The 21,562-nt window shown below is 69.7% G+C and carries 16 protein-coding genes; 15 read left to right on the forward strand and 1 reads right to left on the reverse strand.

Going from position 1 to position 21,562, the window contains the following annotated elements; translation table 11 throughout:
- The 7 genes from GPA25_RS12410 to GPA25_RS12440 all read left to right on the forward strand — a co-directional run.
- Positions 1-399, forward strand: a 399-nt coding sequence (locus tag GPA25_RS12410) for a branched-chain amino acid ABC transporter permease (protein WP_169260715.1), incomplete at its 5' end; no start/stop codon positions are given.
- Positions 400-603: 204 nt separating this feature from the next.
- Complete coding sequence (locus tag GPA25_RS12415) at positions 604-4,335, forward strand: bifunctional diguanylate cyclase/phosphodiesterase (protein WP_169260716.1); 3,732 nt, start codon at positions 604-606, stop codon at positions 4,333-4,335.
- A gap of 108 nt (positions 4,336-4,443) precedes the next feature.
- Positions 4,444-5,535: a bifunctional DNA-binding transcriptional regulator/O6-methylguanine-DNA methyltransferase Ada gene (ada, locus tag GPA25_RS12420; RefSeq protein WP_169260717.1), complete on the forward strand. Its 1,092-nt coding sequence runs from the start codon at positions 4,444-4,446 to the stop codon at positions 5,533-5,535.
- Positions 5,536-5,621: 86 nt separating this feature from the next.
- On the forward strand, positions 5,622-6,464 hold the full coding sequence (locus GPA25_RS12425) for a DNA-3-methyladenine glycosylase 2 (RefSeq protein ID WP_343034917.1): 843 nt from the start codon (positions 5,622-5,624) through the stop codon (positions 6,462-6,464).
- Between the two features lie 86 nt (positions 6,465-6,550).
- A complete protein-coding gene (locus tag GPA25_RS12430) occupies positions 6,551-7,711 on the forward strand; it encodes an ABC transporter substrate-binding protein (protein WP_169260719.1) in 1,161 nt (386 codons plus the stop codon).
- A 25-nt stretch (positions 7,712-7,736) separates the two neighbouring features.
- Positions 7,737-8,390 carry a flavin prenyltransferase UbiX gene (locus tag GPA25_RS12435; RefSeq protein WP_169260720.1) on the forward strand — a complete coding sequence of 218 codons (654 nt, stop codon included), beginning with the start codon at positions 7,737-7,739 and terminating at the stop codon, positions 8,388-8,390.
- A complete protein-coding gene (locus tag GPA25_RS12440; RefSeq protein WP_169260721.1) occupies positions 8,387-8,986 on the forward strand; it encodes an LON peptidase substrate-binding domain-containing protein in 600 nt (199 codons plus the stop codon). Before GPA25_RS12435 ends, GPA25_RS12440 begins: the two co-directional genes overlap by 4 nt.
- A 1-nt stretch (position 8,987) precedes the next feature.
- Here the strand turns inward: GPA25_RS12440 and mutY are convergent, their stop codons facing one another.
- On the reverse strand, positions 8,988-10,043 hold the full coding sequence (mutY, locus tag GPA25_RS12445) for an A/G-specific adenine glycosylase (protein WP_169260722.1): 1,056 nt from the start codon (positions 10,041-10,043) through the stop codon (positions 8,988-8,990).
- 124 nt (positions 10,044-10,167) lie between these two features.
- Between mutY and GPA25_RS12450 the strand changes: the two genes are divergently transcribed.
- The 8 genes from GPA25_RS12450 to GPA25_RS12485 all read left to right on the forward strand — a co-directional run bounded on the left by GPA25_RS12450 (position 10,168) and on the right by GPA25_RS12485 (position 21,539).
- Complete coding sequence (locus GPA25_RS12450) at positions 10,168-10,668, forward strand: flavin reductase family protein (protein ID WP_169260798.1); 501 nt, start codon at positions 10,168-10,170, stop codon at positions 10,666-10,668.
- A 345-nt stretch (positions 10,669-11,013) separates the two neighbouring features.
- A complete protein-coding gene (locus GPA25_RS12455) occupies positions 11,014-12,306 on the forward strand; it encodes a glycosyltransferase family protein (protein WP_169260723.1) in 1,293 nt (430 codons plus the stop codon).
- Entirely contained in the window at positions 12,261-13,544 is a 1,284-nt protein-coding gene (locus GPA25_RS12460) for a glycosyltransferase (RefSeq protein ID WP_169260724.1), read from the forward strand. Before GPA25_RS12455 ends, GPA25_RS12460 begins: the two co-directional genes overlap by 46 nt.
- On the forward strand, positions 13,471-14,838 hold the full coding sequence (locus GPA25_RS12465) for a glycosyltransferase family 4 protein (protein ID WP_169260725.1): 1,368 nt from the start codon (positions 13,471-13,473) through the stop codon (positions 14,836-14,838). Before GPA25_RS12460 ends, GPA25_RS12465 begins: the two co-directional genes overlap by 74 nt.
- Positions 14,835-16,937, forward strand: a complete 2,103-nt coding sequence (locus GPA25_RS12470) for an alginate lyase family protein (protein WP_169260726.1) — start codon at positions 14,835-14,837, stop codon at positions 16,935-16,937. The genes GPA25_RS12465 and GPA25_RS12470 overlap by 4 nt, the downstream gene beginning before the upstream one ends.
- Positions 16,934-18,370, forward strand: a complete 1,437-nt coding sequence (locus GPA25_RS12475; protein ID WP_169260727.1) for a phosphotransferase enzyme family protein — start codon at positions 16,934-16,936, stop codon at positions 18,368-18,370. The genes GPA25_RS12470 and GPA25_RS12475 overlap by 4 nt, the downstream gene beginning before the upstream one ends.
- Before the next feature lie 8 nt (positions 18,371-18,378).
- Positions 18,379-19,761 (forward strand): hypothetical protein, encoded by a 1,383-nt coding sequence (locus tag GPA25_RS12480; RefSeq protein WP_169260728.1) that lies wholly within the window; start codon positions 18,379-18,381, stop codon positions 19,759-19,761.
- Positions 19,758-21,539, forward strand: coding sequence for an ABC transporter ATP-binding protein (locus tag GPA25_RS12485; protein WP_169260729.1), 1,782 nt, complete (start codon positions 19,758-19,760; stop codon positions 21,537-21,539). The genes GPA25_RS12480 and GPA25_RS12485 overlap by 4 nt, the downstream gene beginning before the upstream one ends.
- Positions 21,540-21,562: the final 23 nt, after the last annotated feature.

Consider the following 21,562-nt stretch of genomic DNA (forward strand, 5'->3'; position numbering starts at 1 on the left):
GTGCGCGAGGACGAGGTCGCCGCCGCCGCCTGCGGCATCGATATCGCCCGAACGAAGACCCTCGCCTTCGTGCTCGGCGGCGGCCTGTCGGGGCTGGCGGGCGCCCTGTATGCGCACTGGATCGGATTCGTCAGCCCGGAACAATTCGGATTGGCGCTGTCGTTCGAACTGCTGATGCTGGCCTTCATCGGCGGCGCGCGCCAGCTATCCGGCGCGCTGTGGGGGGCGCTGGTGGTGGTGGCGATTCCGCAGGCGATCTCGCTCGCGAGCGATCTGCTGCCGCCCGATCTCGCCGGCGCGGCGGGCCTCGAAACGATGCTGTTCGGGGCGGTGATCGTGGCGGTGATCCTGCTGCGCCCGCAGGGTCTGGCAGGGGAACGTTCCCGCGGTGCAACATAGGCTGTTGCAGATGATGAACTAGGTCACACGGAGGCTCGACCGCTTCACGCTAGAGTGCGGATTCGCAGACGTCATTGTCAGGGAGCGCGTCCGAGTGAAGGAATTCATGTTGTCTGACACCTCGGCCCGGCCATGTTTCGTGCCGACGGACGGGGGCGCCGCGTGGCCCGCGCCCGGGCGGCTTGTGTCTGTGGCGGGGCGCGCATGACGCACTGGTTGCAGCGCGTTCGGCGGCAGCGTCCGCTGGTGGTCGGTGTCATCGTTTTCATGATTGCCGCGACGCTTGCGGCGGTGCTCGTGCTGCATTCCGAGCGCCGTCAGGTCGCCCTGCACCGTGCCGAGGTGGCGGCACAGGCGCTCGACAAGGCACACGATCTTCACAGCGTGATCGAGCATGCGCTGGCGGCAAGCTATGCGCTGGCGGCGATGGTGCGCCAGGGGCGGGGCGAGATCGCCGATTTCGACGCGGTGACGCACGCGATGCTGCCGTTCTTTCCCGGGGTGGCCGCGCTGCAGCTGGCGCCTGGCGGCGTCATCACGCAGGTGGTGCCGCTCGCCGGCAACGGGGGGGCGATCGGGCACGATTTGCTTGCCGATCCGGCGCGCAACGCCGAGGCCTTTCTGGCGCGCGATAGCGGCAAGCTGACGCTGGCCGGTCCGTTCGAGCTGATCCAGGGCGGCGTCGGCGCGGTGGGGCGACTGCCGGTGTATCTCGAGGGCGCGCACGGGGAGAGCCAGTTCTGGGGCTTCGTCTCGGTGCTGATGCGGTTTCCGAGAGTGCTCGATGGGGCCTACCTCGACCGGCTCGTCAGGCAGGGCTTTCGCTACGAGCTTTGGCGCATCCATCCCGACACCGGCATGCGGCAGGTGATTGCGGCATCGTCCGCGGCCCCGCTCGCCGAGCCGGTGGAACATGATTTTTCCGTGCCCAACGGCACCTGGACCCTCAGCGTCGAGCCGCTCGGCGGCTGGCGCGACACTGCGCTGCTGTCCCTGAACGTGGTTGCGGGCCTGCTGTTCAGCCTGCTGCTGGGCTGGCTGGCGAAGCAGATGGTGCAACTGCGCGCGCACCGCTCCGATTTGCAGGAGACGGTGGCCAAACGCACCAGCGAGGTGCTGGCGCGCGAGGCCGACCTGAACCACGCCCAGGCGGTGGCGCATGTCGGCAGCTGGTTGTTCGAGACGGCCGACGGCGAAGTGCGCTGGTCGGACGAGGCGTACCGGATGTTCGGCGTGGAGCGAGGACTGCCGGTCGATTACACGCGCTTCATGGCGTGTGTCCATCCCGACGACCGGCCGCGCGTCGAGGCGGCCTGGAGCGCGGCGCTGTCAGGTGCTCCCTATGACATCGAGCACCGCGTCCTCGTCGATGGCACGGTGCGCTGGGTGCGCGAACGTGCCGAACTCGAACTCGACGGCGCCGGGCATCCGGTGCGCGCCGTCGGCACGGTGCAGGACATCACCGCGGCACATGAGGCGGCGGCGCAATTGCGCCAGTTGTCGACCGCGGTGGAGTACAGCCCGGCCTCGATCGTCATTACCGATCGCCACGGCACGATCGAGTATGTGAATCCGCACTTCGAGCAATGCACCGGCTATACGTTCGCCGAGGCGATCGGACAGAATCCGCGCATCCTCAAGTCCGGAGCGCGCTCGAAGGAGGAATACGCAGCGCTGTGGAACACCATCACCGCCGGCGGCGTGTGGCGCGGCGAGTTCGAGAACGTGCGCAAGGACGGCTCGCGTTACTGGGAGCTGGCGTCGATAGCGCCGATTCGCGCGCCCGACGGGGCGATTTCGGGTTTCGTCGCGGTCAAGGAAGACATCACGCTGCACAAGCAGGCCGAGCGCGAGCTGCGCGAACGCGAGGCGAAGCTGGCGTCCCTGATCGCGTCCCTGCCCGACATGATGTTCGTCATCGACCGCGCGCGGCGCATCGTCGAGTTCCACGCGCCGGCGCCGGAACTGCTGCTGATGCCGCCCGCGCGCTTCGTCGGCCGTCCCTATGCCGAAACCCTGCCGCCGCTGGTCGTTGCGAAGATCGATGAAGCGCTCGCGGCGATCAGCGACGACGGCACGCCGCGGCAGGTGGAATACGCGCTCGATCTGCCCGCCGGCGTGCATCATTTCAGCGCGTCGATCAGTCAGCTGATCGGCGGCGACGCGGCGCCCGCCGGCTTCATCGTGCTGGTGCGCGACATGACCGAGCGCGTGCGCTACGAAGAGCGCATGCGCGAGGCGATGGTGGTGTTCAAGGCATCCAGCCAGGGCATCATGACCACCGACGCGGATGGCGTCATCTCCTCGGTCAACCCGGCGTTCTGCGCGATCACCGGCTACGCCGTCGATGAAGTCATCGGCCGCAAGTCGTCGATCTTCAGGTCGGGGCGCCACGATGCCGGTTTCTTCCGGGCAATGTGGGCGCGCCTCGTCGAAACCGGTGCGTGGGAGGGCGAGATCTGGAACCGTCGCCGCAACGGCGAAACCTATCCGCAATGGCTGACGATCACGGCCGTGCGCGATACGGAAGGCCGGGCCACGGAGTACGTCTCGCTGTTCAGCGACATCACCGAGCGCAAGCAGCAGGAAGCGGCGATGTGGCACCAGGCGAATTTCGATCCGCTAACCGGACTGGCCAACCGCAGCCTGCTGCAGGACCGGCTCGAGCGTGCGCTCGCGCAGGCGCGGCGCCAGGGCGGCAAGGTCGGGCTGATGTTCCTCGACCTCGACGGCTTCAAGTGGATCAACGATTCGCTCGGCCACGATGTCGGCGACGAATTGCTGATCGACGTCGCGCGGCGGATCAAGGCCTGCGTGCGCGACGAGGACACGGTCGCGCGGCTGGGCGGCGACGAATTCACCGTGGTCGTGCATGATCTGCACGAACAGCACGACCTCGAGGATCTGCGCGCGATCTCCGAAAAGCTCGTCTCCGCGCTGCGCGAGCCCTTCCTGCTCGGCAATGCGCGCCATCACGTTTCCGCGAGCGTCGGCATCACCGTGTTCCCGGACGACGGCGAAGACGTGCAGACCCTGCTGCGCAACGCCGACATCGCGATGTACAAGGCCAAGCAGGCCGGCAAGAACCGCGCGCAGTTCTACGCCCACCACATGCAGGCCGACGCCCTGGCGCGCATGCGGCTCGAAGCCGACTTGCGCGTCGCGGTCGAACAGCAGGCCTTCGTGCTGCACTACCAGCCGATCGTCGACGCCGTCAGCGGACAGCTTGTCGGCGCGGAAGCGCTGATCCGCTGGCATCACCCGCAGCGCGGCATGGTGCCGCCGATCGAATTCATTCCGGTGGCCGAGGACTGCGGGCTCATCGTGCCGATCGGCGAATGGGTGCTGCGCGAAGCGCTGCGCCAGTCGCGGCAGTGGCGCAAGGCCGGCTACCCGGTGCTGCGGCTGGCGGTGAATGTCTCCGGCGTGCAGTTCCGCGAACCCGGCCTGCCGGAACTGGTGCGTGAGCTGGTGCCCGAATCCGGTAGCGAACGCGAGCACGTGATGCTGGAAATCACCGAATCGGTGCTGATGGACGGCAGCGAGGAGGCCGAGGCGCGCATGCGCGAGATCAACGCGCACGGGCTCGGCTATTCACTCGACGACTTCGGCACCGGCTTCTCGTCCTTGTCCTACCTCAAGCGCTTCCCGGTGGATATCGTCAAGATCGACCGCAGTTTCGTGCGCGACTGCCCCGACGACCGCAACGACGCCAGCCTGGTCGAAGCCATCATCAACATGGCGCACAGCCTGGACCTGCGCGTCACCGCCGAGGGGGTCGAGACGGTCGAGCAGCGCGAATTCCTGCGTGCGCTGGGCTGCGACTACCTGCAGGGTTACCTGCTCGGCAAACCGGCACCGGCGCACGAGTTCGAGGCGATGATGGCGCCGCTGCGCGCGTGCGCCGACGATGACGCTGCGCTGCAGGTTTCGTGATTCATTGGTGCGCCTGCGCCGGTTGCGAATTTGAAAGCAAGCAGCGGAGTGCCGAACCCGCGCGGAAGGCCTAGAGTGGCATCACCAGGCAAGGTGGTGACAGCAATCATGGCGAGAAAACCCGATCCTTCAGCAGGCGCAACGTCCGGCGATCCGCGCTGGTCGGCGGTGCTCGCACGCGATCCGGCCGCCGACGGGCAGTTCGTGTACGCGGTCACGACGACCGGCGTGTACTGCCGGCCGAGCTGCCCGTCGCGTCGCGCGCGGCCCGAGAACGTGGTCTTTCACGCGACGCCCGCCGACGCGCAGCGCGCCGGCTTCCGCGCATGCCGGCGCTGTCGGCCCGACGCGGCGTCGCTGGCGGCGCAGCATGCGGCCGTCGTCGCCGAACTGTGCCGTTTCATCGACGTCTCCGACGAGCTGCCGACGCTGGCGGCGCTGGCGCAACGCGCCGGACTCAGCAGCTATCACCTGCATCGCGTATTCAAGGCGGTCACCGGCGTGACGCCGCGCGCCTATGCCCGGGCGCAGCGGGCGCAGCGCGTGCGCGACGGCCTGGCGCAAGGCGACAGCGTGACCGATGCGATCCTGGACGCCGGTTACAACTCCAGCGGCCGCTTCTACGCCGAATCCAGCCGCATCCTCGGCATGACGCCGCGCCGCTACCGCGCCGGCGCCGTCGACATGCCGATCCGCTTCGCCGTCGGCGAGTGCTCGCTCGGCGCGATCCTCGTCGCGCAGAGCGAGCGGGGCATCTGCGCGATCCTGATGGGCGACGATGCCGACGCGCTGGTGCGCGACCTGCAGGACCGTTTCCCGTCGGCGCATCTGGTCGGCGGCGACGCCGGCTTCGAAGAGCTGGTCGCGCGCGTCGTCGGCTTCGTCGAGGCGCCCCGCGTGGGTCTCGACCTGCCCCTCGACGTGCGCGGCACTGCCTTCCAGCAGCGCGTGTGGCAGGCGCTGCGCGACATTCCGGCGGGCGCGACGGTGAGCTACAGCGAACTCGCGCAGCGCATCGGCGCACCGCAGGCGGTGCGCGCGGTGGCCGGCGCCTGTGCGGCGAACGCGCTGGCGGTGGCGATTCCGTGCCATCGCGTGCTGCGCAATGATGGCGCGCTGTCCGGTTATCGCTGGGGGGTGGAGCGCAAGCGTGCGCTGCTCGAACGCGAGGCGCAGGCGGGGTCGCGCACGGACCCATGAGCGACGCGAGCGGAGCAGGCAGGGGTCCTTCATCGGGCCGGAGGGCGCGGATCGCCTGCGCGATCGAGCTGCCACCGGATTTCCGCGTGGAAGACATCCTCGCTTTCCACCGCCGCGACACGCAGATGCTCGCCGAACGGGTCGAGGCCGCGACGCTGCACAAGGGACTCGCATGGCAGGGGCTGCCGGCCTGCCTGACGATCCGTTTCGCGGCGCGACGCGCCGAAGCCGAACTCGCGATCGACGGCGCAGCCGGCGCGGACGCGACCGGAGCGCTGCGCCGCATGGTCGCGCACATGCTGGGCCTGACGCAGCCGGTGGAGGTTTTCGAGCAGGCCTACCATGCCCATCCGCAGCTCGGCCCGTTGATCGCCCGCCATCCGGGCCTGCGCGTACCGCAGTCGGCGACCCCGTTCGAGGCGCTGAGCTGGGCCGTCACCGGCCAACAGATCAGCATCAAGGCGGCCTTGTCGCTGCGCCGCAAGTTCATCCAGGCGGCCGGTCTGCAGCACTCGGGCGGCCTGTGGTGCTACCCCGACGCCGAGCGTGTCGCCGCCCTCAGCGACGCGGCCCTGCGTGCCGCCGGGTTCTCGCAGGGCAAGACGCAGACCTTGATCGCCTTGAGCGGACGCATCGCGCAGGGCGAACTGCCGCTCGACGACTGGCGCGCCGCGCTGCCGGTCGATGACATGCGCGAGCGGCTGCTGGCGATCCGCGGCATCGGCCCGTGGACCGTCAGTTATGCGCTGCTGCGCGGCTTCGCGTGGCTCGACGGCTCGCTGCACGGCGACGTCGCAGTGCGCCGCAACCTGCAGGCGCTGCTCGGTGCCGACGAAAAGCTCGGTGAAGACGCCACGCGGCAGTGGCTCGCGCCATTTTCGCCGTGGCGCGCGCTGGTGGCCGCCCATCTGTGGCGGCTGGGGGCGTGAGTCCGGCTGCTGGCGGAGAAGCCTGGGCCGGAGCCGATGCGGATACCGGATAATGAGCGCCTTCGCGTGTCGCCAAGGGCCGCTTCATGAAAGTCATCCACCGCATCTTCACCGTGCTGGGCCTTGTCGCGGCCTGTGCGGCCGGTGCGCAGACGCCCGGCGTCAGCAGCAGGGAAATCGTCGTCGGCAGCATCCAGGATCTGTCCGGGCCGATTGCGCTGCTCGGCGTGCCGGTGCGCGACGGCATGCTGATGCGCTTCGAGGACGCCAACGCCGCCGGCGGCGTGCATGGGCGCAAGCTGCGGCTGGTGGTCGAGGATGCGGGCTACGACCCGAAGAAGGCGGTGCTCGCCGCGCGCAAGCTGATCCAGCGCGACCAGGTGTTCGCCTTTCTCGCCAACCTCGGCACGCCGGTGGTGATGGCGACGATGCCGCTGGTCGTCGACGCCGGCCGGCCGCATCTGTTTCCGTTCTCGCCGCATGAATCGACCTACACGCCGCTGCATCCGCTGAAATTCCAGATGTTCGCGCCCTACCAGGACTACATGGACGCGGCGACCCGCCACATGGTGCAGGCGCAGGGCTACCGCCGCACCTGTCTGCTGTACCAGGACGACGACTACGGGCTCGAGGTGCTGAAGGGGGTCGAGAGCGCGCTGGCGAAACTGAACCAGCCGCTCGTCGCGAAGACCAGCTACAAGCGCGGCGCAACCGACCTGTCGAGCCAGATCGCCCGCCTGCGCGCGGCCGAGTGCGATTTCGTCGTGCTCGCGACGGTGGTGCGCGAAACCGTCGCCGCTGTTGCCGAGGCGCGCAAGGTGGGCTGGAACGTCGACATGCTGGTGACCGCCTCCGGCTATTCCGCGCAAACGCACGAACTCGGCGGCAAGGCCGTCGAAGGCCTGTATGGCGTCAGCGTGTTGCCGCACCCCTACGAAGCCGGCGCCAACCGCCCGCTCGCCGACTGGATCCGGCGCTACCGCGAACGCTTCGGCGCCGCGCCCAATGTCTGGAGCGTGATGGGCTACGGCGTCGCCGACCTGTTCGTGAAGGCCGCGGACAAGGCCGGTCCAGCGCTGACGGTGGCGCGCTTCACCGCCGCGCTGGAGTCCCTGCACACCCCGCGCGACATCTTCGGCAGCCCGGAGTATCGTTTCAGCCGTGACGACCACCTCGGCAACCGCCACGGCCGCCTCGCGCAGATCCGGGATGGCCGCTGGGTGATCCTGACCGACTACCTGAAATGAATCTCACCGTGAGCCCGACCTCTTGATGAACGTCCCGCCGCAGACCGTCGCCGTCGCCTTCACCGGGGCCTCCGGCATGCCCTACGGGCTGCGCCTCGTCGACTGCCTGCTGGCGGCCGGCTGCACGGTGTGGCTGCTGTATTCGCAGGTCGCGCAGATCGTCGCGCGCCAGGAGATGGGGCTCGAGCTGCCGTCGCGCCCGGCCGAGGTCGAGGCGGCGCTGAGCGCGCGCTTCAAGGCCGCACCGGGTCGGCTGCGCGTGTTCGGCCGCGAGGAATGGTTCGCCCCGCTCGCTTCCGGCTCGAACCCCGCCGACGCGATGGTGGTGTGCCCGTGCACGATGGGCACGCTCGCGGCGATCGCCGCCGGGCTCAGCCAGAACCTCATCGAACGCGCCGCCGACGTCGCGATCAAGGAAGGCCGCAAGCTTGTGCTGATACCGCGCGAGACGCCGTTCTCGGCGATCCACCTGGAAAACATGCTCAAGCTCGCGCGCCTCGGCGTCGTCATCCTGCCGCCCAGTCCGGGCTTCTACAATCACCCGCAAACCGTCGACGACCTCGTCGACTTCGTCGTCGCGCGCGTGCTCGACCAGCTGCGCGTGCCGCACCGGCTGATGCAGCGCTGGGGTGAGGACGGCGCCTTATCCGACCCCGCGCAGCCGGGCGCCGCGGCATGAGCGATCCGCGCGAACGACTGCCGCTGTTTCCGTTGCAGACCGTGCTGTTCCCCGGTTCGGTCCTGCCGCTGCACGTGTTCGAGGCGCGCTACATGGATCTCGCGACGCGCTGCCTGAAGGATGGCACGGTGTTCGGCGTCAATCTGATCGCCGAGGGCGCCGAAGTCGGTGCGACGGCGATACCGCATGCGGTCGGCGTCAGCGCGCGCATCACCGAGTGGGACATGCCGCAGCCCGGCGTGCTGAACATCGTCACGCGCGGCGAGCGGCGTTACCGCATCCTGCAGACCGAAGCCGGCGCCAACGGCCTGCTGCTGGGGGAAGTCGAATGGCTCGCGGAGCCGCGGCCGGTGCCAGTGCCCGACGACTGCATGTCGCTCGTGACCTTGCTGCGCGCGATCGTCGAGGATGCCGGCGACGTGCGCCTGCCGCCGCCGCACGATTTCGGCGACGCCGGCTGGGTCGGCATGCGTTACGCCGAGCTGCTGCCGATTCCGGCGCTGGCGAAGCAGAGTCTGCTGGAACTGGACGATGCGCTCGGGCGCCTCGCGATCATCCGGAAGTTCCTCGAACAGCGCGGCTTGCTGACGGTCTGAGTCAGCCTTGGCCGGCGAGGTCGTCGAGAATCCGCCGCACCGGCGTCGGCAGGCCGGCCGAGTCCAGCTCCGCCAGCGCGAGCCAGCGATGCTCGGCGTCGACGACGCTGTGCCCCGCGTCGCTCACCTCGAAGCGGATCGGCGTGATTTCCAGGCGGAAATGCGTGAAGGCGTGGTTCAACGGCGCGAGCGCGCGGCTTGCGCGCGGCGCCAGACCAAAGCGCGTCTCCAGCCAGCGGCCGGCGTCGGCTTCGCTGTCGGGGATCTCCGGCAGCGCCAGCAGGCCGCCCCAGATGCCCGCCGGCGGGCGCCGTTCGAGCAGCACGCGGCCGTCGGCGTGGATCACCGCGACGCGCACGTGGCGTTGCGGCACCGCCTTGCGCGGCCGCGCCGCGGGCAATTCGGCAATGCGGTCCTCGCGCCGCGCGACGCACAGTCCGGCCATCGGGCAGCGCTCGCAGGCCGGCTTGCCGCGCGTGCATAGCGTCGCGCCCAGATCCATTTGCGCCTGGATGTACGTGCCGACGTCCGCGTCCGGTAGCAGCGCCTCGGCGAGCGTCCACAGTCGCTGTTCGACCGCCCGTTCGCCGGGAAAGCCGTCGACGCCGAAGGCGCGGCACAGCACGCGCTTGACGTTGCCGTCGAGGATCGCGGCGCGCTCGCCGAAGGCGAAGGCCGCGATCGCCGCCGCGGTCGAGCGGCCGATGCCGGGCAGCGTGGCAATCGCTTCGGCGCGCGCCGGGAAGTGGCCGCCGTGCACCGCCATCACCGCCTGCGCCGCCTTGTGCAGGTTGCGCGCGCGGGCGTAGTAGCCGAGCCCGCTCCACAGCGCGAGCACGTCGTCGAGCGGCGCCGCAGCAAGGGTCGCGATGTCGGGGAAGCGCGCGAGAAAGCGCGCGTAATACGGAATCACGGTGTCGACCTGGGTCTGCTGCAGCATGATTTCCGACAGCCAGATGCGGTAGGGGTCGCACGTGCGCTGCCAGGGCAGGTCGTGCCGGCCGTGGTCGCGGTGCCAGTCGATCAGGCGTTGTGCGAATTCCGTGCTTGTGTTCATTCTCGGGATGTTTCCTTGCTTTGCTCGACGCCCATCGCGTTCGCAGCGATAATCCGCCGGTTTCCTAACTCATACGTCCAGCCGGACGGCCGCCATGGCCGGTTCCGCCACCGTCCCCCTGCCCATGTCCCAGCCGCCCGTCACCCACCAGGATTTCACCCGCGCCTTCCGCGACACGCTCGGCATGTTCGCCACCGGCATCGCGGTCGTCACCACCCGCGCGCCGAACGGCGAAGCGATCGGGCTGACGGTGAACTCCTTCAACTCGGTGTCGCTCGACCCGCCGCTGATCGTCTGGAGCCTCGCGCGCCATCTGCAGAGCCTGCCGGTGTTCGAAGACTGCGAATACTACGCGGTGAACGTGCTGGCGGAAGACCAGCAGCACTTGTCGCAGCTCTTCGCGACGCGCTCGGACGACAAGTTCGCCGGCCTCGAGATCGACGACGGCCTGTATGGCGTGCCGCTGCTGCGCGGTTGCTGCGCGCGTTTCGAGTGCCGCAACACGGCCCGCCACGACGGCGGCGACCACCTCGTCTTCCTCTCCGAAGTCGTGCGTTTCGACCGCGAAGACCGCGCGCCGCTGATCTTCCACGGCGGTGCGTACCGGCGCCTCGCGCCGCTGTAAGTCCGTCCGTTTCACATCGCCGCCCGGTCGTCCGATCGGGCGTACGCGCGCGTCCATGAGTGTCGCCAACCCATGATTACCGGCGCGTCGGCCTGCATCCGCGCGGGCGAGAATTGGGACCCAACTCGCGAAATCGGGCTATCTGCCCCACCCAAATATGCGAGTTCTCCACCACTTTTCCGCGTAACGGGATGTTGCGCAAGTATTTGATCCATTAAATCAATCCGTTACAGGACGGTTACGGCCTGGACTGGTCCTTGCGTGTGTGGGACATATTCCCGCGCATCGCGACAGCCAGACCGCGCGTCTGCACGGGGCCGGAAACCCCGCAGGAGGCTCGTCCAAATGAAACGCGTCCTTGTCTATTCGCACGATACTTTCGGGCTCGGCAACATCCGCCGCATGCTGGAAATTGCCCGTCACCTGGTGGATAACGAGCCCGACCTGTCGGTGCTGATCATCACCGGCTCGCCGATGCTCCATGCCTTCCGCATTCCGCCGCGGATCGATTACGTGAAGCTGCCGTGCCTGTCGCGCAACGCCGCGGGCGGTTACGGGGCGCGTTACCTGGACATGGACCTGCAGTCCACGGTGCGCCTGCGCGCCAACCTGATCCGCAGCACGATCGCCGATTTCGCGCCGGACCTGATCCTGGTCGACAAGAAACCCTTCGGTGTCGAGGAGGAACTCGCCGGTGCGCTGGAAGCGCTGCCTGCCGACATGACGCGGCCGAAGCTCGTGCTGCTGCTGCGCGACATTCTCGACAGCCCGGAGGCGACGATGCGGGTGTGGCGCAAGAACCGCTACTTCGAGGCGATCGACGAGCATTACGACGACGTGCTGGTGGTGGGCAATGCGGAGGTGTTCGACCTGCGCGCCGAGTACGCGTTTCCGCCGTGCACCGCGGACAAGGTGCGTTTCTGCGGCTACATCGCGCGCAAGCCGGGGCGGCGCAGCCGTGCGAGCGTGCGCGCCGAACTGGCGGTGACGCCGGCGCAGCCGCTGGTGCTGGTCACCGCCGGTGGCGGCGAGGACGGCGATGCGATGATTTCGGCCTACGTCGAAGGGCTCGCCTCGCTGCCGCCCCCCGCGCGGCCGCGCAGCCATATCGTCTTCGGTCCGGAGATGGCGGCGGACAGGCGCGACGCGATCTGCCGGCTGGCCGACACGCTGGACTGCGTGACGCGCCAGGATTTCTCCGACGACATGATGTCGCTGATGGATGCTGCCGACGTGGTGGTGTCGATGGGCGGTTACAACACCGTGTGCGAACTGCTGACGCTGCACAAGCGCGCGGTGGTGGTGCCGCGCGTGCGCCCGGTGCAGGAGCAGTGCATCCGCGCCGAACGCATGGCGGAGCTGGGCCTGATGCGCATCGTGCATCCGGATCGCCTGACCCCGCAGGGCCTGCTGCAGGCGGTGGGCCTCGAGACGGCCGCGCTGCGCGGCAACGGCGAGAACCCCATCAGCATCCGGCTCGACGGCCTCGAGCAGGTCGGGCGGGCGATATTCGGCCTGATCGGCACGAAGCGTCGCGACGTTGCACCCCGCCGGCCGCAAGCGGTCCCCTCTTCTTCGCGGAGCATCCCGACATGGACGAATTTCGCCCCGACGGTCGCCCAATCGGCCTCCTGGTAAAGATCTACCCCAAGCTCTCCGAGACCTTCATTCTCGAAGAGATCCTGGGGCTGGAGCGGCTCGGCCAGCGCCTGCACATCTTCGCGCTGGCGCCGCCGACCGACGCGATCCACCACGACGCGGTGGCGCGCGTGCGTGCGCCGGTGAGCTATCTGCCAATGCCCGCGCTGGCGACGGCAGGGCAGTTCCTGTGCGCGCACGCCCGCCTGTTCGCGGCCGCACCGCTGCGTTATCTCGGGGCGCTGCGCGCGGCGCTGGCGCGCGACGGCGGGCTCATCGACTTCCTGCGCGCCGGGTGGCTGACGCGCCGCCTGCAGCAGGCCGGCATCGGCCACCTGCACACGCATTTCATCTCGCGTCCGGCGGACATTGGCGAACTGGTGTCGAAACTCGGCCTGCCGTTTTCGATCTCCGCCCACGCCAAGGACATCTACCTGTCGGACCCCGCCGACCTGGCACGCAAGCTGCGCCAGGCGCGCTTCACCGTGACCTGCACCGAATACAACCGCCACACGCTGGCGCGCCACGCGCCCGATGCGGTGCTGCACCGCATGTACCACGGGGTCGACTTCGAACGCTTCAGCCCGCGCCTGCGCGAAGTGCCGTCCGATCCGCCGCTGATCCTCGCGGTCGGCCGGCTGCGCGAGAAGAAGGGCTTCGACACGCTGATCGAGGCCGCGCGCATCCTGCGCGACGACGGTTTCGCGTTCCGCTGCGAGATCGTCGGCTACGGCGAGGAACATGCCCGCCTCGACGGCCTCATCGCGGCGGCCGGCCTGCGCGGCCAGGTCGTGCTGGCCGGCAAACTGCCGCGTGACGAGGTGATCGCGCGCTATGCAGGCGCCACGGTGTTCGTGCAGCCCTCGCGCATCGGCCAGGACGGCGACCGCGACGGCATCCCGAACGTGTTGCTGGAAGCGATGGCGATGCAGCTGGCGGTGATCTCGACCATCGTGTCGGGCATCCCCGAATTGGTCCGGGACGAGGAAACGGGGCTGCTCGTCGACCCCGACCACCCGACCGCGCTGGCGCGTGCGATCCGGCGTCTGGCCGGTGACCCGGCGCTGCGCACGCGCCTGGGCGAGGCCGCGCGTGCGGCGGTCGCCGAAGGCTTCGACAACGACCGCAATCTGCGACTGCTGCGTCAACTGCTGGAGAACTCCGATGAATGCCCCGTCTCTGCCCCAGGTTCTGCCTCTCTCCCGGCCGCTGCCCGACGCGTCGCGGGCGTCCGCTGAAGGGCGCTGTGTCGCCTACGTGATGAACGGCTTTCCGCGGCTGTCGGAAACCTTCATCGCCAACGAGATCTACCTGCTCGAGCAGATGGGGCTGCGCCTGCGCCTGTTCTCGGTGAAGCGCGAAGACGAGCCGACCGTGCACCCGGTGGTGCGGGCCATCCGTGCGCCCTTGAGCTACTTGCCCAAGGCCAGCAGCCTGTCCGGTTCATCGCTGGCGGCCTGGCTGGCGGGCAACCTGCCGCGCTTCGCCCGTGCGCAGTGGGTCGTCGCCCGGCGCCACCCGCTGCGCTACCTCGGCACGCTGGGCAGCGCGCTGGGCATGAGCTGGCGCTACCGCAGGAGTCCGCTGGCGTTGCGCAAGGTGTTCATCAAGGAGTTCATGCAGGCCACGCACATCGCGGCGGACGTGATGCGCGACGGCAGCGTCGCCCATCTGCACGGCCACTTCTGCCACGGCGTCGCGACGATCACGTGGTTCGCCAGTCGCCTGACCGGCATCCCCTTCAGCTTCACCGCGCACGCCAAGGACATCTACCAGGCCGATCTCAACCCCGGCGACCTGCTCGAACGCAAGCTCGCCGCGGCGCGCTTCGTCGCCACCTGCACCGGGGCCAATGCGACGGTGCTGAAGGCCCGCCACGCCGACGCGAAGGTCGTGCACACCATCTACCATGGTCTCGACACCGAATTTTTCCGTCCGGACCCCAAGCCCGGCGCGCTGCCGCTGGTGTTGTCGGTCGGCCGCTTCGTCGAGAAGAAGGGCTTCGAGCATCTGGTCGAGGCCTGTGCGCTGCTCAAGCACGACGGCGTGCGCTTCGGCTGCGTCATCGTCGGCGAACGCGGCAGCGCCTACGATGCGCTGCGCGCGCAGATCGCCGCCCGCGGCCTGCAGGACCACGTGCAGCTGCGCAGCGCCGTCGCGCAGGACGAGCTGCGCGAGATCTACCGCCAGGCACGACTCTTTGCGCTGCCGTGCCAGGTGATGGAGGACGGCGACCGCGACGGCATCCCGAACGTGCTCGCCGAGGCGATGGCGATGGGCCTGCCGGTGGTGTCGACGCCGATTTCCGGCATCCCCGAGCTGATCGACGACGGCGAGCACGGCCTGCTGGTGCCGCCGCGCGACCCGCGCGCGCTGGCCGACGCGCTGCACCGGGTGCTGGTCGACCCCGCGCTGCACGAGCGTCTCGCGCGCGCCGGGCGCCGCCGCATCTGCGAGCGCTTCGATTCGCGCCGCACGACCCTCGCGCTGCGCGACCTGTTCCTCGCCCAGATCAGGAGTGCCACCTCATGAACCGCGCCGCCCACCTCGCCGAGTACGCCACCATGGATAGCGTCAGCGATCGTGACCCGGAGATCTTCCTGCCCGCCTTCGCGCGCATGGACGACGCGACGCTGCTCGCCCACTTCCGCGCGCCTCGGCCGGTCTTCTACTTCCCGGTGCCCGACCTCGACGAAACCCGGCCCGAAAAGATCGCGGCCCTCATGAGTGGGCGTTTCGAGTTCAACGGCGAAACCCGCGTGCTGCCCGACCCCGTCGATTGGCTGCACAACCCCAGCGATGACGTCGAATGGCACATCCTGCTGCACAAGTTCTACTACGCGGTGGGCCTGGGCATGGCCTTCAGCGCCAGCGACGACCCGCGCTACGCGTGGCGCTGGATGGAGCTCATCGACTGCTGGATCGCCCGCACGCCGCCCGGCTTCATCGCCGCCGACGTCACCGGCCGGCGCGTGCAGAACTGGATCTACAGCTATCACTACTTCGTCACCGACAGCCCGAGGAACGCGGTCTCGGCGGGCTTTCACCGCCGCCTGCTCGAGTCGATCCACGAACAGGTCGAATTCCTGTGCGCCAACCTCACCGCCGCGCGCAACCACCGCACGCTCGAGCTGTACGCGATCTTCCTCGCCGCAGTGGTGTTCCCCGAGATGCGCCGCGCCGCGTTCTGGCGCGAGTTTGCGCTGGTGCGGATCGCCGACAACATCGAGAGCGACCTGCTCCCCGATGGCGTGCAATGCGAACTGTCGACCGACTATCACCAGCTGGTGCTGAAGAACTACCTCAACGTGCGCCGGCTCGCCGCGCTCAACGACATCCCGGTGCCCGCCGACATGGATGCCGCGATCGTCCGCGCGCTGGAATTCAGCCTCCACGCGCACAAGCCCGACGGCATCGTCCCCAGCCTTTCCGACGGCGATGCGCGCAGCTTTCTCGAGCTGCTGGGGCAGGGCGCCGAGCTCTACGCGCGCGACGACCTCCGCTACGCCGCGACGGCCGGGCGCGAGGGCACGCCACCGGCGCAGCGCGTCGCGCATTTCGCCGCCAGCGGCTACACCATCGTGCGCAGCCACTGGGGTGAGGCCGGGCAGCCGTTCGCCGACGCGCACTACCTGATCTTCGACTGCGGCCCGCTCGGCGCGGGCAATCACGGCCACTTCGACTGCCTGAGTTTCGAACTCGCCGCAAATGGCCGCTCGCTGGTCGTCGACCCGGGGCGCTACACCTATTCCGAAGCCGGCGACATCAACTGGCGCATCCGCTTCCGCAGCACCGCGGCGCACAACACGGTGTGCGTCGACGGCCTCAACCAGACGCTGTACCTGCCGCGCCCGATCAAGGAACCGTCGCGCCACGCGCATGGCTCGGTGCGCCACAAGGTGTCCGGCCCGGCGCCGGACGCGGCCCTGCGCGAGCGCGTCGAAACCGCGAACCTGGCGCTGCTGCACGGCACTGCGCGCAGCCATGTCTATGACGCCGTGCACAGCCGGCGCATCGTCTTCGTCGATGCGTGCTACTGGATCGTCTCCGACTGGCTCGACGCGCCGAGCGAACACGAGTACGCGCTGCGCTTCCAGCTCGGCGAGGCGGCGCAGGATGCGGTGCAGGTCGCGCGGGACCACGGTCCGCGGGTGTGCAGTCCCGGCCTGCTGATCGCCCAGGCGCAGGATGCGCGCGTCGAGGTCGCCGTCGAGGACAGCTTCGTTGCCTACCGTTACGGGGAGAAACTCGCCGCGCCGCGCGTGTGTTTCAGTTCGCGGGGCGCATGCGCGGCCTTCGACAGCGTGCTGCTGCCGTGGCGCGACGCGCCCCCGGACCTGCGCGTCACGCATTTGCCGCTGCAGGGGGAGAGCGGCGCGGCGCATGCTGTACGGCGCGCCGCGGCGCTGCGCATCGAATCGCACGCCGCCGGGCAGGACGTCCGCGACATCTGGTTCCACGCCCGCGATGACAGCCCCGGCGAATGGCGCTTCGGCAATTACCGCTTCCGTGGCCGCTGGCTGTGGCTGCGCGAAGACGCGGCGGGGCAGGTGCTGCGTGCCAGCGCGGATGCGGCCGCAAGTCTCGAACGCGACGGCCGCGTCATCAACCTGGCGGGCACGCCGGCATGACGCCCACGGCTGCGCTGCCACGGGGGCCGCAACTGCCACGGGGGCCGCAACTGCCACGGGGGCCGCAACTGCCGCAGGATCCGCAGCTGCCGCAGCTTGCCCGCGCGCTGGACGCCGCGGCGATGCGCGAGGCCTTCGACTCCGCGCTGCGCGGACAGTCGTCGGGCCAGCGCGTGATCGCCTGCCGCGTGGACCGCGTGAAGTACCGCCCGCGCCGCAACTGCACCGTGTCGTGGGTGCTCGAGGTGCAGGACGAACGTGGCGGCAGCCCCTATCGGCAAGCTGTTGCAGGGCGGTTTTGCGCCGCCGGGGAAGCGGCACCGCGCCACGCCCGTAACCGCGCGCGCGTCGGGCGCGACACCCGCTGCGGCAAATCCTCGCTGCTGCTGCCCGGGCTGGAGCTGTTTGCGTGGTTCCTGCCCAATGATCCCAAGCTCGCGGCGCTCATGCCCTTGTGCGAGACAATGCGCGAGCACGGCGCGCCGCTGGCGCAAGCCGTCGCGGCGCTGCTCGGCCGGGAGGTGCCGCTCGCCGGGGTAAGCGCGGAACTGATCCAGTACGTGCCCGAATTGCGCGCCTGCGCCCGCTTCGACGTGGCGCTGCGGGATTCGCCGGGTACGCGGACGCTGTTCGCGAAGATCGATCGCGACCGCGCGGGGGGCGTCACCCATGCGCTGATGCAGGCGCTGTACGCGAGCCCGGCGCAAGCCGAGGGCCGCCTCGTCACGCCGCGTCCGGTGCTGTGGCAGGCCACCACCGGCATGCACTGGCAGGAAGCGGTCGCCGGCGAAGCGCTGGCGGACCTGCACCCCCGATGTCCGCCCGCACTCACCGCGCAGGTCGGCGGCATGCTCGCGGCGCTGCATGACACGCCGGTGCCGGTCGCGCGCGGTGTCGGCGACGACGATCTGCTCGGCCGGCCGCGCGCGTGCGCCGCCTTGCTGGCGGCCGTCGAGCCCGGCTGGGCGCCGCAGCTGGAGCGACTGCTGAACCACTTGGCGGACGGCGCGGACGCGCTCCGCAAGCTGCCGCAGGCGACCCTGCACGGCGACTTGCACCCGCGCAATATTCTCGTGCACCGGAGCCGGCTCGCCTTCATCGACCTCGATGACGCCCATCGTGGCCCGGCGGTGCTCGACCTCGGCGCGTGGATTGCAGACGCCCTGTACCGGGCGCTGCTCGCCGGGATGCCGCTCGCGCCCGAACAGGCCGCCGCCGCGCATCTCTTGCAGGCCTATCGGGCCGCCTCGCAGCACCCGGTTTCCGGCCCGCTGCTGGCGTGGGCGGTGGCGCGCGCGCTGCTGTGCGAGCGCGCGTACCGCTGCGTCGCCAACCTCAAGCCAGGCCGTTTCGCGCTGGTGCCCGCGTTGCTCGCGCTGGCCGAAGCCGTCGCCCGCGACGGGGTTCTCGACCGCCCCCTCTACACGACGTGAGAACGATCATGGACATCAGCCGCCTGCTCACCGACGAGGTCGCCATGACCGGGCTGCTGCAACGCGGCCTGCCCGGTTTTCGCGACGGACTCGCCCGCATCGAGGGCTGCAGCGTGACGCAGAGCCGCCGCCGCATCTCGCGCCGCACGCGCGAGCAGGGGGCGCCCTATCTGGGGGTCTGCTATGCGCTCGCGGTGCGCGACACGCTGACCGGCCGCCTGGGCTCACAGTCGCTGTACGCCAAGGCCTATTCGCGCGGCGCGAGCCTGGACGCCTACCGCGCTGCCTGGCCGCAGCATTGCATCGTGCCGCGCTTTGGCGAACCGGTGATGCACCTGCCGGAATTCGACATGGTGGTGTGGTCCCTGCCCAACGACCCGGCGATGGCCCAGCTGCCTGCCTTTCTCGACCCTGTTGGGGTCCGCGCCCACCTGCCGCTCGCGCGGATCTTCGCTGCCGAGGCCGCGGCGAGCGGCGCCAGCGAGGCGGCGCAGGTCGAGGCCGTGCACATCGTGCGTCATGAACCCGAGGAACACTGCACCGCGCGCTTTTCGCTGCGGTACGGCGACGAGCGCGCGGCGATCTACGGCAAAAGCTACCGCGGCGAGGAATGGCGCGACGCGCGCGATTGCCTCGCTGCGCTGTGGCGACAGGGCGGTGCGGATCCGCAGGCCTTCATCGTCGGCCGCCCGCTGGGCGCGTGTCCGATCCTGCACGCGGTGTGGCAGCGCGAAGTGACGGGCGTGGCGCTCGCCGGCGAGCTTGCCGGCCCCGCGGCGGACGCGCTGTTGCACACCCTTGCCGTCGCGCTGTCGCGCCTGCACGCCGGCGGGCCGCTGCAGGGGCGCGCCGAGCCTCTTGGCGAAACCTTGGACACCGCGCGCAAGTGGCGCAAGAAACTGCTCCAGGCGGAACCGCGCTTCGCCGCGCCGCTCGACCACATCCTCGCCCGGCTCGAGGCGCAAGAGGACGCGCCACCCCCCCGCATGCGCCCGATCCACGGCGACTTTCATGTGGATCAGATGCTGTGGTGCGACGGTCGCATCGCGCTGTTCGATTACGACAACTTCGCGCTCGGCGCGCCGGCCCGCGATGTGGCGGATTTCGTCAGCCAGCTGCTGTGTCGCGAGGGCGAGGTGGGCGAGGGTGCTGGCATCGCCGACTGGCCGGCGATCGCCGTGCGCTTCATCACGCACTATCGCGCCGCGAACGGCGGCGCGCCCGATGATCGCGAACTCGACTGGTACCTGCGCCTGATGCTGCTGCGCAAGGCCTACAGCTTCTTCGTGCGTCACCGCGCTGGCTGGCCGGGGCGGGTGCGGCGCGCGCTCGCCGACGCCGAGGCGGGCCTCGCGGCGCTGCCGCTGACCCGGCCGGAGGTGTACTCATGAGCAAGCCCGCCTCGGACCGCTTCCGCCGCCTGATCCTCGCCAGCCTGCGCGAGATGCGCGCGCCGCTGGTGGTCGCCGCGCTCGCGCTGGCCGGCGTCACGCTCGCCGAGCTGCTCGCGCCGTGGCCGCTGAAGATCATCTTCGACCACATCCTGCTGGCCCACCCGCTGCCCGGTGCACTCGGCTTCCTCGACACGCTGCTGGCGCAGGGCACCTGGTTCGCGCTCGTCGCGATGGCCCTCACCATCGCCGTCATCGCGCTGCTGGCCGGGGCCTTTTCCTATCTGCAGATCTATACGACGGCGAAAGTCGGCCACTTCATCACTTACCGCCTGCGCAGCGCGCTGTTCGCCCACCTGCAGCGCCTGTCGCTCGCTTATCACCATCAGGCGCGCAGCGGCGAGCTGATCACCAAGGTCGCGAGCGACACCAACCTGCTGCGCGACGTGTTCGCCGAATGGGCGCTGACCTTCGCCGCGCACTTCGTGACGCTGGTCGCGATGCTCGCGGTGATGTTCGTCATCAACTGGCCGCTCGCGCTCGTCGTCGCGACGACGCTGCCGCCGCTGCTGGCGGTGATCTATTTCCTCAACCGCCAGGTCAAGGCCTCGGTGCGCGCGCAGCGCCGCCACGAAGGGGCGATGGCCTCGCGCCTCAACGAAGTGCTGTCGTCGATCGCGTTGGTGCAGGCCTTCGGCCGCCAGGGCTACGAGGAAGAACGCTTCCGCGAGGAGATCGAAGGCAACTTCCACTCCGGCATCCGCACCGCGCGCAGCACCGGCGCGATCACGCGAGCGATCGCGCTGGTCAGCGCCGTCGGCACCGCGATCACGGTGCTGGTGGGCGCCCAGCAGGTGCTCGCCGGGCAGCTCACGCCGGGCGAACTGCTGATCTTCCTCGCCTATGTCTCCAGCCTGTACAAGCCGGTGCGCGATCTCGGCCGGCTGTCGGCGAAGTTCTCGCGCGCCGCGGTCAGCGCCCAGCGCATCGCCGAGATCCTCGCCGCCGAGCCCGAAATCGAGGATCCGCCCGATGCGCTCGAACTCGGCCAGGCCGCCGGCGAAATCGTCTTCGAGGACGTCAGTTTCGGCTACCGCGCCGAGCATCCGATTCTCGACCACGTCTCGCTGCGCATCGCAGCGGGCGAGCGGGTCGCGCTGGTGGGGCCGTCGGGCGCCGGCAAGTCCACGCTGCTGTCGCTGCTGCTGCGCCTCTACGAGCCCGCTTCCGGGCGCATCCTTGTCGATGGCATCGACATCCGCCGTTACCGCCGTGACAGCCTGCGCCGGCAGATCGGCATCGTGCTGCAGGAGAACGTGCTGTTCGGCGTGTCGGTGCGCGAGAACATCGCCTACGGCCACCCCGACGCCAGCCTCGACGACATCCAGGCCGCGGCGCGTGCGGCACGCGCCCACGAATTCATCGTCGACCTGCCGGCGGGCTACGACTGCGAACTCGGCGAGCGCGGCGCAACGCTGTCCGGCGGCCAGCGCCAGCGCATCTGCCTCGCCCGCGCGCTGGTGAAGAAGCCGGCGATCCTGGTGATGGACGAACCGACCTCGGCTGTCGACGCGGTGTCGGCACGCCTGATGAACGAATCCGTCGCGCGCGTGCATGCCGGCAAGACCCTGCTGGTGATCGCCCACGAGTACGCCGACATGGCGAGCTTCGACCGCATCCTCGTGCTCAAGGACGGCCGCATCGTCGAATCCGGCCCGCACGACGCGCTCATGGCCGCGCGCGGCACCTACCTCGCGCTGGTCGAGCGCCGGGCCTAGCGCGCGCGTACCCAATTTCCGCT

The organism is Aromatoleum diolicum, from assembly GCF_012910955.1.
Lineage (GTDB): Bacteria > Pseudomonadota > Gammaproteobacteria > Burkholderiales > Rhodocyclaceae > Aromatoleum > Aromatoleum diolicum.